Source organism: Arthrobacter tecti (assembly GCF_054511355.1).
On record NZ_JBTNCT010000001.1, the window covers coordinates 71,306 to 85,526 of the forward strand.

Sequence of the window (14,221 nt, forward strand, 5' to 3'; positions counted from 1 at the left end):
TAGCGCATGAGTTCCGACACTTTCGGATCCGGCGGCGGAGCGCAGCTCTCCCTGCTGCAGGGATTCACGGCGCCCGCCGTGCCGCGCGGAAAGTCCGCTACGGCCGCCCGGCTGCCGGTGGCCCGTGTGGTACTTGACTCGCCCCTGCCGCATTTGGACCGTCCGTTCGATTACCTCGTCCCCGCGGAGTACGACGACGACGCCGTCCCGGGTGCGAGGGCGAAGGTGCGGTTCGCCGGTCGTGAGCACGCAGCGTTCATCGTTGAGAGGCGCGAGTTCTCTGACAGTCCCGCACGCCTTCTGCCCCTCTCCCGTGTGGTCTCGGCACAGCCCGTTGTCGCACCGGAAATCTTCTCGCTTGCCGCAGCAGTCGCGGCCCGTTACGCCGGTTCCACCAGCGATGTCCTGCGCTCGGCAGTACCGCCGCGCGTGGCGCGGGTGGAGAAGGAATTCGGGGCCGAGGGCCCGGCGACGTCACCCGGACCGGACACCGGCGACGCCCCGGAAACCGGTGGTGTCACAGGCGGCCGCAGCCTGTTCGCCAGGTACTCCCAGGGCGATTCCTTCCTGATGCGCCTCGCCGCCGGGCAGAGCCCCAAGGCCATACTCACCAGCCTGGGAGGGTACGGTGCGGCCGGCTGGCCCGCAGAATTAGCTGAGGCGGTGGCAACTGTCTGGGCAATGGGACGCGGCGCCGTCGTCGTTGTTCCGGACCAACGGGACCTGGCACGGGTGCAGGCGGCGCTCACCGAGAGTATCGGCGGAGACCAGTTCGTACGCCTCACCGCCGAGGACGGCCCGACGCCGCGGTACCGAAGCTTCCTGAAGCTGCTGCATGGGCAGGTCCGGGTGGCAGTTGGAACCCGCTCGGCGGCCTATGCGCCGGTGCACGATCTCGGGCTGGTGTGCCTCTGGGACGACGGCGACGATCTCCACAGCGAACCGCGCGCACCCTACCAGCATGTCCGCGACGTCCTGCTCCTACGCAGCGAGCAGCAGGACTGCGCCCTGCTCTTCGGCTCTCTCTCCAGGAGCGTGGAATCCCAGCGCCTGGTCGAGAGCGGTTGGGCCCAGTCCATCCAGGCCGACCGCCCCACCATCCGGCGGTTCACACCGCGCATCCTTCACTCTGCAGACACCTTTCACACTGATCGTGAACCTTTGACCCACCGCGTACGTATTCCGCCTGTCGCCTGGCGCGCGGCGCGGGAGGGGCTGGAGCGCGGCCCCGTGCTGATCCAGGTTGCGCGCACCGGGTTTTCCCCGGCTCTCGCGTGCGAGGACTGCCGCGAGCCCGCCCGCTGCCGGCACTGCGCGGGTCCGCTTGCGCAGTCCGGGCGTGCGGCCGTCATCGCCTGCAGATGGTGCGGGCGGCCGGAGAGCGTCTGGCGTTGCCCGAACTGCAGCAGCCCGCGTCTCAGGTCTACTGTCAGCGGCGCAGCACGCACTGCGGAGGAGCTCGGACGCGCGTTCCCGGGTACCGCCGTCGTCTCTTCCTCGGGTGACCACGTCCTCGACGTCGTCGATGACAAACCCCGGGTTGTCGTTGCTACACCCGGCGCCGAACCGGTGGCGCCGACGGGCTATGCGGCGGTCCTGCTCCTTGACGGCAACGCGCTGCTCGGACGGGAGTCCCTCCGCGCGCTCGAAGCGACCCTGCAGCGCTGGTTCAGCGCTGCAGCGCTGGCACGCCCGGCGACGTCGGGCGGGGTGGTGGTTGTGACAGCCGACGACGACGCCGCTGCCGGTCACCTCGTCCGTTGGGATCCGTCCGGGGCAGCGGGGAGGGAACTCGCGGGCCGAACCGAGCTGGGACTTCCTCCAGCTCTCCGGTATGCAGCCCTCACCGGCACGCTCGTTGCGATCGCCGCCTTTCTTGACGGTCTCGCACTCCCGCCGTCGTGCAGGGTTGTGGGACCGACCGTCGTCTCCGGCGCAGCGAACTGGCCGAGTGGTCCGGGAGCCGCCGAGAAACCCGGACAGCAGTCCGCGGCAGGCACGCACCGTTCGCTGCTGTTCTTCAGCTACCGGGATGCGGCGGCCGTGGTCTCGTCACTTCGCGCCCGCAAGGTTTCCCGCTCCGCAAAGCGGACAAGCGAACCTGTCCATGTCCGGATCGACCCCTTCGACCTCCTGTAGCAGGCTAGGACGCAGACGCCCTATTTCGCACGCGGTTCCCGGCATGGAATTCCCTGGCCTCGACGAGCGCAGAAAGGAGTGAGTTCGCGGAAGAATCCCAGGAGTATTCGGCCGCCTGGGCAAGGCCTGCTACGGATATTGACCCCCACCGGCCCGGCTCGGAGAGGGTGCGCACCGCGCCGGTGAAGGCAGCCGGCACATCGGGGTCGACATAGAGGGCTGCCGTGCCGCCCACCTCACGGAAAATCGGTGTATCGGCAGCGATGACCGGCGTTCCGAGTGCCATGGCTTCGATTACGGGCAGCCCATATCCTTCGGCACGGGAAAGCGTGACCAGTGCCGTCGATCCCAGCAGTAGCTCCTCGTACTCCTCGTCGGTGACGCCGTCGTGGAAGACGACGCTCGCTCCTGCCGGAATGAGCGCCTCCAGCTCCAGACGCCGTTCCGGTGTAATTCGGCTCAGCAGGTGAAGCGTATAGTCGTCCAGGCCCGCCATACCGGCCAGCAGGGTCTCGACGTTCTTGTACGGCATGAACGAACCCATGTAGAGCAGGGACTTTTGCGGCACAGGCCTTCGTGGCACCCCTCCTGGCCTCTCCTGCGGCGCGTTCCCGACAATTCGGATGGGCCGACGGGTGAGCCGGTGCTGAGTCATCAGCGCCCGGGTGGTCTGCGAAATGGTGGCGACGACGTCGGCGCGGTTGAGGAGCAGCCGCTGCGGCCAGTACGCCAGATGGTAGAGCCGCCACAGCGCACGCACAGGAAGCGGGAGGAAACCGGGCGGGGTGGGGTTTTGGTAGTAAATCAGGTCATGGAGCGTCAGAACGAGCGGATAACGCCGCCCGAATGACCCCATGGTCTGCATCGGGCAGAAGACGACGTCGGGCTGCAGCCGGTTGATCCGCCGGGCAACAAACAACTCTGCCGGTGACAGCGGGCTGTTCACGAGCACGTGGGGCACATCAGGAAGAAGGGCAAGTTGGCGGCGATCGTGAATGAGCATGGTCACCTCTGCCTTGCGGGAGAGCGCCTCGATGAGGCTGGCGCCATAACGGCTGATGCCGTCATGGTGGTCCAGCCGGGTGAACCTCGCATCTATCAGCACCTTCACGTTGCAATGTCCTCCAGGAATTCGGTGATCGTACGGGCAGCAATGTCGGGTGTCTCGTAATGAATTAGATGGCCAACGTCCTCAATAACGGCAAGCTTCGAGTCAGGGATCAGTCCCGCGAGGGCCTGCTGTGTCGCAATGGAACCCAGATCATCCTTCTCGGCGGCGATCAGGAGAACCGGCAGCAATAGATGCGGTGCGGAGTCCCGGACCGTTCCGCTGATCGAAGCAGTGAAAGCCTGCAGGACCACATCCCGTGAAGCGAAGGCACTGAAGTATGCCCGGTGTTGCCCGTGGATCCAGCGGCGGAGGTCCCGGTTCCGGGTCTTGGCCATCAGCTCGCTCATGGCGCGGACAATGGCCCTGTTCCGCAGCAACTGTTGCCCTGCGCTTTCAGGAAGAACGGACCCCAGCCGGTAGTACAGCTCGGCGAGGCGCGTGGCGATTCGGCTGGAGCCTTCCAGGGCAGGAGCGCTGATGGGGTTGATGAGCACCAGCGCGCTGAAGGTTCCGGAGGCGTCCGCAGCAGCGTGGGCGGCGATGATGGACCCGAAGGAATGCCCAACGAGCACCGTGTCCGGGCCCAGGCCGAGCGCACCGACGCTGGAGAGCACGAACTCGGCGTACGCCGTGACGTCGTGGGTTCCGGGCAGCGGCTCGGACTGCCCGAAACCGGGGAGATCGGGAGTGATAACCCGGTGCCCGGGCAGCGCCTCGACGATCCGCAGCAGCCCGTGGTGGTCTCCGCGGAATCCATGCACCATGAACAACGGGGGACGGACGGGTGCGCTGCCGTCCGGCTCGAAATCCCAGTAACGCTGAATGGTTCCGCGGTAGCGCAGCGTGCGCGCCGTGGCGGTGCGGTGGAGTTCTATCACGTCAGTTGACCAAATCCGGGTGCGAGCCGAAGCGGGTGTCGGCGTTCAATTGACCGATCGCCGTCATGTCGACCGCGTCCAGTTCGAAGTCGGCGATGTCCAGGTTGCTGGTGATGCGTTCGCGGCTGCTCGCTTTGGCGACTGCCGTAACGCCGGTCTGCAGGTGCCATCGAAGGATCACCTGGGCGGGCGAGCGGTGGTGCTTGGCCGCTATATGGGTGATGGTCGGGTTGTCTAGCACCCTGCCGCGGCCAAGGGGGCTCCAGGACTGGGTGATGATGCCATGCTCCGCGTTGAACTCGCGGAGACTGTGCTGCTGGAGGAGGGGATGGAGCTCGACCTGGTTCAGTGCCGGTACCACTTCGGTTTCCGACAGCAGCCGCTCCAGATGGTGGCGTTGGAAGTTGGAAACGCCGATCGCGCGCACACGCCCGGTGTGGTAGAGCTCCTCCAGCGCCCGCCAGGAATCGATGTACAGGTCAGTGCCCGGACACGGCCAATGAATGAGGTACAGATCCAGGTACTCCAGACCCAGCCTCGCAAGCGATTCGTCGAACGCTTCGCGCGTACTGCGGTAACCGTGACGGTCATTCCAGACTTTCGAGGTCACGAAGATGTCGCCCCGTTCGAGATGACCGTCGCTCACCGCGTCGCGCACCGCCTGGCCGACCCCTTCCTCGTTTCCGTAGAGCGCTGCGGTGTCCAGCAACCGGTAGCCCGCTTCCAGCGCGAGGGTGCAGAGACCGTGGGCATCCCCGGAAGGGACCTTGTAGAGGCCATAGCCCAGCCGGTCCATGAGGACCCCATTGGAGAAGGACACCGTGTCCGGTTTATGCATACACCGACTCTACCGAGCGCCGCGTGCGATGGTGTGCCGGTGTCCGCTGTGTCCGGGGCGGCTGTCAGCTTTGCTGCACCAGGGTGCGCGCGGATCGCTCGTCCAGGATGAGGTCGGTGGCCAGCCCGGCCGCGAGCGCACCGCGAAGGCCATTGATCTTGGTCTCTCCCGAGACCACGCAGATACGCCGGCTTACCTGTGCCAGCAGCTCAAGTTCGGGACCGGTGCTTCGTTCGTTGAGCACGATGTCGCTGTGTGTGCCGTCGGCCCGGAAGAAGACAGTCGCGACGTCGCCCACTACCCGGCTCTCGCTCAGGATGCGCATGTCATCCTCGTCCAGGTAGCCGCCGGAGTACACGTGGCTCGGTATTCCGGCCCCCACCGAACCCACGCCGAAGATCGCCATGGTCATCCGGTGCTGCAGATCCAGGATCCGTTTGACGCTGCGCTCGGCCCACATGGCTGTCTTGGTTTCCGCGTGGTCGAAGAACGCGGGCACCGGAAACTGCTCCACCCGCGCTCCATACGCCGCTCCGAAGCGACGAAGGATCTCACTCGCGTAAGTGATACCCGTCGTTTGTGTATTGCCTGCACCGTTGAGCTGCACAATCGTGCTGTCGTGGGTGACCTTGCGGGTCAGATGGTGGCTGACGGCGCTGATCGTCGAACCCCAGGCGACGCCGATGATCGCGTTCGAGTCGACCAGCGGCCCCAACGTCCGTGCAGCCTGAATGGCAACGCGGTCCAGCACGTCGGAGTCGCTTACCAGGTCCGTCACAGGCACTACATGCGCTTCGACCCCGTACCGGTACCGGATTTCACGTTCCAGCGCGGGCGCGCGGTCAAGCGGATTGTTGATCTGGATCTGCACCAGCCCGGTTTCCCGTGCCATGGACAGCAACCGGGAGACGGTGGACCGCGACGTGCGGAGTTCGCGGGCAATGGCGTTCATGGTGAGGTCCTGCAAGTAGTACATCTGCGCAGCCCTCAGGGCGTCACGGCTCCGCGGCGTTCCCGGCTCAGCCGAGCGCTTGCCGGTGCGGTCCGGCGACGAGCCCATCATCGTGTTCACAGTTTCTCCCGGCCTCGTCTGCACGTTTGTGCATTGCCATTGACGACTATTCCCAACCCTTCGAAGAATAGGGGGCAGATTCTGTTTTCGCCACCAAGCAGGGGAGCAAGTCAACTCGTGAGGAACAGCACCGACCCGTCGTCGTCATCACTGCCGGAGTCCGCACAAAAAGCGTTCGCGCATCATGATGAGGTCCGGAAGTCCGTACGGCAATTGGAGGATTCGCCGAGAACCTCCGTTCTTGTCATCGGCGGAGGGATAAACGGGGTTGGAACATTCCGTGACCTGGCGCTTCAGGGCGTCGACGTCACCCTGGTGGAACGCGGCGACTACTGCCAGGGCGCGTCCGGAGCGTCCTCGCATATGATCCACGGAGGTATCCGGTACCTCGAGAATGGCGAGTTCCGGCTCGTCCGGGAGTCCGTGGTTGAACGGAACGCGCTGTTGCGGCTCGCACCCCACTACGTCAAGCCGCTCCAGACGACGATCCCGATCTTCAGCACCTTCTCCGGAATCCTCAGCGCACCGCTAAGGTTCCTCACCCATCGCCAGGGTGCGCCGGGGGAGCGCGGCGCGATCCTCATCAAGATGGGCCTCACGCTCTACGATGCATTCTCCCGGGCGGGTGGAACGGTTCCCCGGCACAGGTTCGCTGGACGCTCCGCCTCCCTTTCACAGCTGCCGAAGCTTCGGCCGGACGTGAAGTACACGGCTACCTACTTCGATGCCTCCGTGCACAACCCGGAGCGGCTGACACTCGATCTCCTTCGCGACGGCCTTGCCGCGAATCCCGCAGCACGTGCGCTCAACTATGTGAGCGCGGTGGGAAGCAACGACGACGGCGTCATCCTCCGTGACGAACTCACCGGCCGCACCTTTCAAGTGGCCGCCGATGTCGTCGTCAACGCCACCGGCGCCTGGGTGGACGGAACCAATACCGCGCTCGGGCAGCGGAGCAGCTTCATGGGCGGCACCAAAGGATCCCACATCGTGCTGGACCACCCCGAGCTGCTCGCCGCCTGTGCCGGACGTGAGATCTTCTTCGAGCACTCTGACGGAAGGATAGTTCTCATCTACCCGATGGGGGAGCGTGTGCTGGTAGGAACCACGGATATTGAGACCGACCTGGGCTCTGGGGCAGTGTGCACCGATGACGAGATGGAGTACTTCTTCGACCTCATTGCGCACGTGTTCCCATCGATCACCGTTGGACGCCAGAATGTTGTCTACTCCTTCTCCGGTGTACGGCCCCTGCCGCGCCATGACGATACCCAGCCCGGCTTCGTTTCCCGGGACTACAGGATTGAACACGGCAGCACCGGCGGGACCCCACTTCTGAGCCTCGTCGGTGGAAAATGGACGACGTTCCGTGCACTGTCCGAGCACCTGACCAACGAGGTGCTCTCCCTGCTTCAGCGGAGCAGAACGGTAACGACCGCGAAGCTCGCGATCGGTGGCGGAAGGGACTTCCCGCAGAGTCCGAACGAAGCAGCGGACTGGATTGACGCGAACGGCGCAGGACTGCCTGCCGACCGCATGAAAAACCTGCTTGGCCGTTACGGCACCCGCGCTGCAGATGTCGCGGCGTTCCTCACCTCCGGTGAAGACAGGCCGCTGCGTTCAAGCCACGAACTTTCCGTCCGGGAACTCGCCTACATGGTCGAACACGAGCAGGTCCAGCACATCGACGATGTCCTGATCCGTCGAACTTCGCTGGCCTTCAACGGCCTGATCGGCGAGGAGCTGATCGAGGAGGTGGCCGGAGTCCTCAGCGATCTCCTCGGATGGTCCACCACGCAGCGCGAACAGGAGCTCGCCCACGTCCGCCGGGTGCTGGCGCAACAGCACCGGGTGGACGTCCATAGTCTGGTCGCGTAAGCATTCGCGACCAGCAGCTGTCCTCTCGGACAGCTGCTACCAACGGCAGCAGTTGCCGGGGGGAGTAACACGGTACCGCGACCCTCACGGTACCGGGGCTCAACAGCCCACAGGTGAATAGGTAGAGGAGTCAAAGATGTCTCTGGAAGTATTCGTCGCCGAAATGTTCGGCACGTTCATGCTGCTGCTACTGGGCACCGGAGTCGTGGCGAACGTCGCGCTTGCCGGGACAAAGGGCAATAACGGCGGGTTCCTGATGGTCAACTTCGGATGGGGGCTCGCAGTCTTCGCCGGTGTTTATGTCGCCGCCCTATCAGGCGCCCACTTGAATTTCGCTGTGACGGTCGGTCTGTGGGCAAACGGGGATACCGCCGAGTTCGCTCCCGGCGTCGATAAGAACTTCGTGAACGCGCTCGGCTATCTTGCAGCCCAAATGATCGGGTCGATTCTGGGCGCAGTAGGCTGCTGGCTCGCCTACAAACAGCACTTCGACGATGAGCCGGATCCCGCGAACAAGCTCGGCGTCTTCTCAACCGGTCCCGCGATCCGTTCCAGCGCGTGGAATCTTATCACCGAGATCATCGGCACGTTTGTCCTGGTCTTCGTAATCATCTCCTTCGCTGGAACGCCGACGCAGATCGGGCCATTGGCCGTCGCACTTCTCGTCGTCGGTATCGGCGCCTCACTCGGTGGCCCAACCGGCTACGCCATCAACCCCAACCGCGACCTCGGTCCGCGCATCGCGCACGCCTTCCTGCCGATCAAGGGCAAAGGCAGCAGCGACTGGAGCTACGCCTGGGTTCCGGTAGTCGGACCAATCGCCGGTGGCCTTCTCGGCGGACTGGCTGCCATGCTCATCACCTTCCCGACGCCCGCCTGATAAGCGCAAGCGTCCACCAACCCAATTCCAACAACTCAACGAGGAGCAGCAATGCCGCAGTACGTCATAGCCATCGACCAGGGAACCACGTCGAGCCGCGCCATCGTGTTCGACCATCAGGGAAATATCGTCTCCTCCGGACAGAAGGAGCACGAACAGATCTTCCCCAAGGCAGGCTGGGTGGAGCACAACCCCATTGAGATCTGGGACAACACCCGAGAGGTCATCGGCAACGCCCTGTCGAAAGCCAACCTCACCCGCCACGACATCGCCGCTGTAGGCATCACCAACCAGCGGGAGACCGCGGTCGTCTGGGACAAGAACACCGGACAGCCCGTCTACAACGCCATTGTCTGGCAGGACACACGCACCCAGCCCATCGTCGATGAACTCGCGGCGGACGGCGGCGTCGAACGGTTCAAGCAGCAGGTCGGGCTGCCGTTGGCCACCTACTTCTCCGGAACCAAGATCAAATGGATCCTCGACAATGTGGACGGCGCGCGGCAGAAAGCCGAATCCGGTGATCTGCTCTTCGGCAACACCGACTCGTGGGTTACCTGGAACCTCACCGGCGGCACCGACGGCGGAGTACACATCACCGACGTCACGAACGCCTCAAGAACGCTGTTCATGGACCTGGAAACGCTCAGCTGGGACGCTTCCATCCTCGAGACCTTCGGCGTACCGGAATCGATGATGCCGGCCATCAAATCCTCGTCAGAGGTTTATGGCAACGTCCACAGCTCGCAGCTGCTCCGCGAGGTTCCCGTCGCAGGTATCCTCGGTGACCAGCAGGCAGCTACCTTCGGCCAGGCCGCCTTCGACAAGGGCGGCGCGAAGAACACCTACGGCACCGGCAACTTCATGATCGTGAACACCGGAGAAGAGATGGTGCACTCCACCAACGGACTCCTCACCACCGTCTGCTACAAGCTCGGAGACGCCAAACCGGTGTACGCCCTCGAAGGATCCATTGCCGTCACCGGTTCACTTGTGCAGTGGCTCCGGGACAATCTGGGCATCATCAAATCCGCACCCGAGGTCGAACAGCTCGCCGACACAGTGGAAGACAACGGCGGCGTCTACATCGTTCCGGCCTTCTCCGGCCTCTTCGCCCCCTACTGGCGCTCCGACGCCCGAGGCGCGATTGTCGGCCTCACCCGGTTCGTCAACAAGGGACACATCGCCCGGGCCGCCCTGGAAGCCACAGCCTTCCAGACACGGGAAGTCCTTGACGCTGCAAACGCGGACGCCGGCGTCAACATGGAGGATCTGAGAGTGGACGGCGGAATGGTCGCCAATGACGCCCTGATGCAGTTCCAGGCCGACATCCTCGGCATCCCCGTCATCCGCCCCAAAGTCACCGAGACCACAGCGCTCGGCGCAGCCTACGCCGCCGGCCTCGCCGTCGACTTCTGGAAGGACACCGACGAACTCGCCGCCAACTGGTCCGAAGACAAGCGCTGGACTCCGGCGCTCGACGACGCAGAAAGGGAACGGCAGTTGCGGAATTGGAAGAAGGCCGTCACGAAGACCTTCGACTGGGTGGACGAGGACGTTAGGTAGGGCTCGCTTATTGGGTCTTCCTTCTGCTGCTTACGTCGCCTCCGCGCGTGGACGGCCACCGCGGGCCCTGCCCGCTCCGCGATGCCCACCACACCGGGGCATCGCGGTGGCCGACCACACGCTCGAAGGGGACCTCAAGTGCCACTTGGACGGGCAGGCTTACATAATGAAGTCACGGACGCCTGCGTTGCTCAGGCGTCCGTGACTCGGTGGATGGAGGGTTGGGGGGAGGGGTTAGCGGAGGACCTCTCCTGAGACGTTGTCCGGGTTCCCGAAACGGTGCGCCGTAATCGTTATTGCCTGCTCGTGCAGGAACGGCAGAAGCTCCAGGCGCCCAGCCTCGGTGACAGGACCGGCGTAGATCGCCACATCCGGGTCACCGTCCGTCGCCCCACACAGCTCGGTGTACCCGCCACCGATCAGGCGGACCCTGCCCAGCTTCGCACCCGGAGCAGCAGCCAGCCATGCGGCGTCGTCCTCCACCCGGTGCGCAACACCGCGTGCTGAAAGAACTGCCGTCAGTGCGGGCGACAGGGGCTCAGGTGTCGAAACCTGCATGGTCGAACCGGCACGGAGTCCCGCGCCGACAACGCGCACGAAATCGCTCGAATCGCCGGCCTCGTTCAGCCGGACAGTCACAGGTACCGGAAGGTACCGGAACTCGTTCCGTTCGACCCCCAACCCTGAGACGTCCTCGTGCGTGGCGAAAGTACGGACCCAGTGGCGCTGATCGTCAGCTGCCGAGCGGGCAAGGAAACCCTTGTGGGCGTCCTGAACCTGCGCTGCGTGCAGGAGTTGACGAACCGACTCGCACAGGGGCGCGTGCACATTACCCGGATGCAACTCCTCCCGCTCCCAGCTGCCGAGGTGGATCAGATAGTTCGGGCCACCCGCCTTCGCACCGGGTCCAACAGACGAGCGCTTCCACCCGCCGAAAGGCTGACGTCGAACAATTGCGCCGGTAATCCCGCGGTTCACATAAAGGTTGCCTGCCTCGACTGACTCCAGCCACTGCGTGACCTCGTCGGGATTCAGGGTATGGATACCGCCGGTCAGCCCGTAGGCACTGGCGTTTTGCCATTCGATGGCCTGCTCCAGGGTATCGGCGTGCATCACGCCGAGGACCGGTCCGAAAAACTCAGTGAGGTGGAAGTAGCTGCCGGGTTTGACGCCCACGCGTACGCCGGGACTCCATAGCCGGCCCGTATCGTCCAGCTGACGCGGCTCAACAAGCCAGGACTCGCCCTCACCGAGCGTCGTGAGCGCATCCCGAAGCTTGCCCTCGGCAGGCTCAACGATCGGGCCCATTTCGGTCTCAGGGTCCTGAGGGTAACCGACCTTGAGGGACGCGGCAGCGTCAATGAGTTGATTGCGGAAACGTGCGGACGACGCCGCGGAACCCACCAGGATCGCCAGTGACGCCGCTGAACACTTCTGTCCCGCGTGTCCGAACGCCGACTTCACGACGTCAGCGGCAGCCAGGTCCAGATCCGAACTGGGGGTGACGATGAGCGAGTTCTTGCCGCTGGTCTCGGCCAGCAGCGGAAGGTCCGTCCGCCAGGACCGGAACAGCTTCGCGGTATCGTAGGCGCCGGTCAGGATCACGCGGTCCACGTCGGGATGGGAGATGAGGTGCTGACCGACTGGCCCCTCGGTGACGTCGGCAAAGATCAGGACATCCCTCGGTACGCCCGCCTCCCACAGTGCCTCCACCATCACGGCGCTACAACGCTTCGCCTGGGGAGCCGGCTTCAGGACGACGGCGCTGCCTGCTGCCAAGGGAGCCAGGGCGGAACCAGCAGCTATGGCCACCGGGAAGTTCCACGGGGGTGTGGCTACGGTGAGCTTCGCGGGTACAAACCGTGCGCCCTCGACTGCATCGAGTTCTTCGGCGAGCAGTGCATAGTAGTTCGCGAAGTCGATTGCCTCTGAAATTTCCGGGTCCGATTCGGCGATGGTTTTGCCGGTTTCGCTCGCGGAGACCTCCACCAGCTCCCCCCGCTTCGCCGCGAGTATCGCCGCCGCCTCGCGCAGTACCTTCGCGCGCTCGGCGCCCGTGAGGGACCCCCAGTCCTGCTGGGCGGAGCGGGCGCGCGCGATGGCCGCATCGACGTCGTCGTTCGTTTCAAGTCTCGAGGACTCGACCAGAGCCACCCCGAGGGTGGAGCCGGGCACGCGGCTCAGCACGTCATTCGCCCATTCGCGGATCGCCGGCAGCGAAGGATCAGAATCCGGCTGGTTGTGGAATTCGCCCTCGGCCGTTTCCGTGAAGCGGTCCGGCGTTTGCTGGCGATTCGGCGCGGGAACCACATCGTCAAGTTCCTTGAGCGAAGCCAGGAATCGGTTCGTCTCGCGCTCGAAGAGTTCCTCGTTTCGTGTGAGCTCGAAAACCGCGCTCATGAAGTTCTCCTGGCTTGCATTCTCCTCGAGCCGCCGGATCAGGTAGCTGATCGCAACATCGAACTGCTCGGGGTGCACCACGGGTGTGTAGAGGAGGAGCGAGCCGACGTCCTTACGGACCTCCGCGGCCTGCTCTTCGGCCATACCGAGGAGCATCTCGAACTCGATCCGGTCCTCTACACCACGCGCCACTGACAGGTTGCGCGCAAGTGCGACGTCGAACAGGTTATGTCCGGCGATCCCGAGCCGGACGGCGTCGGCGTTCTCCGGACGCAGCGCCCAATCGAGACAGCGCTTGTAGTTGGTGTCGGTTGCCTGTTTGCTGGGAAGGGTCGCGGGCTCCCAGTGGTGGAGGGCGGCGTCCACGAGCTCCATGGCGAGGTTGGCGCCCTTCACCAGCCGGACCTTGATCGCCGAACCACCCTCAGTACGGCGCGCCTGCGCCCACTGCGTCAGGTCCTGCAGCGCGCCAAGGGCGTCCGGAAGGTAAGCCTGGAGCACTATGCCCGACTCAAGGTTTTTCAGCGCAGGAGTCTCCAAAATCCGCTTGAAGACCGCAACGGTGAGGTCGAGATCGTGATACTCCTCCATGTCCAGGTTGATGAACTTCGGCGCCGGCGAGGACGCGGCAAGCGTGTACAGCGGGATCAGGCGCTCAGTCACACGTTCCACCGTGCCCTCGAAGTCCCACAGGTTCAGGGTGCTGACTACTGAGGAGACCTTGATCGAGACGTAGTCGACGTCGTCCCTTGCCAGGAGTTCGCGGGTGCCCGCAAGCCGCGCATCGGCTTCCTTATGCCCGAGAACAGCCTCACCCAGGAGATTGATGTTCAGCCGGATGCCTTCGCCGCGCAGCGATGCAATGGCCTTGCCCAGGCGCGCGGGCCGGGCATCCACGATGAGGTGTCCCACCATTTCACGCAGAACCCGTTGCGCCACGGGGACCACGACCCTGGGCAGCGCCGGGGCCATGACGCCGCCCAGCCGGACCGCGCCTTTCATATACCAGGGAAGGAACGACGGCGTCTTCCGCGCCAACTGGGCCAGGTTACGGGCCGCGACGGCGGGATCTTCCGGCCGGATCACGCGGTCAACGAACCCGATCGTGAAGTCGAGTCCGTCCTGGTCTTTCAGGACTTCGGCGAGGAGTTGCGCGGACTTCGAGCCGCGGGATGGAGTGGCCGGCGGCACGTACGTGGGGTCATCCAGGTGCAACCATCGACGGACAAGTGCGACTGAGTCGTCGCCGAGGGTCTGGGGCGCCGGATCTGCGGGAGGGAAGGTGTGTGTCATTATCTCGTCTACCTAACGACGACGGGCCAGCGGATGCCTGGAGATCCTCCGGAGGAGAGACTGGCCGATCAGCCGCGGGCGCATTCCGCCTCGGCATCTTATGGGCGCGATAACAGCTATCTTGCTCAATGGGAAATATGGTAACTCCTCCTGAGGGACCGCCCTT

At 64.5% G+C, this 14,221-nt stretch carries 9 protein-coding genes; 4 read left to right on the top strand and 5 right to left on the bottom strand.

The genetic code is table 11. The features are described 5' to 3' along the window. Nucleotides 1–6 precede the first annotated feature (6 nt). On the top strand, nt 7–2,139 hold the full coding sequence (locus ACX80C_RS00365; RefSeq protein ID WP_459324246.1) for a primosomal protein N': 2,133 nt from the start codon (nt 7–9) through the stop codon (nt 2,137–2,139). A gap of 4 nt (nt 2,140–2,143) precedes the next feature. On the opposite strand, the gene ACX80C_RS00370 is transcribed toward ACX80C_RS00365, so the two are convergent. The 4 genes from ACX80C_RS00370 to ACX80C_RS00385 form a co-directional block, all read right to left on the bottom strand. Next, nucleotides 2,144–3,250 (bottom strand): glycosyltransferase family 4 protein, encoded by a 1,107-nt coding sequence (locus ACX80C_RS00370; protein ID WP_459324247.1) that lies wholly within the window; start codon nt 3,248–3,250, stop codon nt 2,144–2,146. Further along, complete coding sequence (locus ACX80C_RS00375) at nt 3,247–4,128, bottom strand: alpha/beta fold hydrolase (protein WP_459324248.1); 882 nt, start codon at nt 4,126–4,128, stop codon at nt 3,247–3,249. Before ACX80C_RS00375 ends, ACX80C_RS00370 begins: the two co-directional genes overlap by 4 nt. A gap of 1 nt (nt 4,129) precedes the next feature. Continuing rightward, nucleotides 4,130–4,966: an aldo/keto reductase gene (locus tag ACX80C_RS00380; protein WP_459324249.1), complete on the bottom strand. Its 837-nt coding sequence runs from the start codon at nt 4,964–4,966 to the stop codon at nt 4,130–4,132. A gap of 64 nt (nt 4,967–5,030) precedes the next feature. After that, nucleotides 5,031–6,029 carry a sugar-binding transcriptional regulator gene (locus ACX80C_RS00385; RefSeq protein WP_459324610.1) on the bottom strand — a complete coding sequence of 333 codons (999 nt, stop codon included), beginning with the start codon at nt 6,027–6,029 and terminating at the stop codon, nt 5,031–5,033. Nucleotides 6,030–6,188: 159 nt separating this feature from the next. Here ACX80C_RS00385 and ACX80C_RS00390 point away from each other — a divergent pair, with 159 nt between their 5' ends. The 3 genes from ACX80C_RS00390 (at nt 6,189) to glpK (ending at nt 10,362) form a co-directional block, all read left to right on the top strand. Next, nucleotides 6,189–7,916 (top strand): glycerol-3-phosphate dehydrogenase/oxidase, encoded by a 1,728-nt coding sequence (locus ACX80C_RS00390; RefSeq protein ID WP_459324611.1) that lies wholly within the window; start codon nt 6,189–6,191, stop codon nt 7,914–7,916. A gap of 136 nt (nt 7,917–8,052) precedes the next feature. Next, nucleotides 8,053–8,796: an MIP/aquaporin family protein gene (locus ACX80C_RS00395; RefSeq protein WP_459324250.1), complete on the top strand. Its 744-nt coding sequence runs from the start codon at nt 8,053–8,055 to the stop codon at nt 8,794–8,796. Nucleotides 8,797–8,847: 51 nt separating this feature from the next. Further along, the gene (glpK, locus tag ACX80C_RS00400) at nt 8,848–10,362 is read left to right on the top strand and encodes a glycerol kinase GlpK (RefSeq protein ID WP_459324251.1); all 1,515 of its coding nucleotides are present in this window, start codon (nt 8,848–8,850) and stop codon (nt 10,360–10,362) included. Nucleotides 10,363–10,596: 234 nt separating this feature from the next. Here glpK and ACX80C_RS00405 read toward each other — a convergent pair whose 3' ends face one another. Further along, nucleotides 10,597–14,055 (bottom strand): bifunctional proline dehydrogenase/L-glutamate gamma-semialdehyde dehydrogenase, encoded by a 3,459-nt coding sequence (locus ACX80C_RS00405; RefSeq protein ID WP_459324252.1) that lies wholly within the window; start codon nt 14,053–14,055, stop codon nt 10,597–10,599. Nucleotides 14,056–14,221 lie beyond the last annotated feature (166 nt).

Excerpts from the sequence above, each read along its gene's own strand:
- ACX80C_RS00405 (WP_459324252.1), bottom strand. The coding sequence starts at position 14,055 with ATGACACACACCTTCCCTCCCGCAGATCCGGCGCCCCAGACCCTCGGC.
- ACX80C_RS00385 (WP_459324610.1), bottom strand. The coding sequence starts at position 6,029 with ATGATGGGCTCGTCGCCGGACCGCACCGGCAAGCGCTCGGCTGAGCCG.
- ACX80C_RS00380 (WP_459324249.1), bottom strand. The coding sequence starts at position 4,966 with ATGCATAAACCGGACACGGTGTCCTTCTCCAATGGGGTCCTCATGGAC.
- ACX80C_RS00395 (WP_459324250.1), top strand. The coding sequence starts at position 8,053 with ATGTCTCTGGAAGTATTCGTCGCCGAAATGTTCGGCACGTTCATGCTG.
- ACX80C_RS00365 (WP_459324246.1), top strand. The coding sequence starts at position 7 with ATGAGTTCCGACACTTTCGGATCCGGCGGCGGAGCGCAGCTCTCCCTG.
- glpK (WP_459324251.1), top strand. The coding sequence starts at position 8,848 with ATGCCGCAGTACGTCATAGCCATCGACCAGGGAACCACGTCGAGCCGC.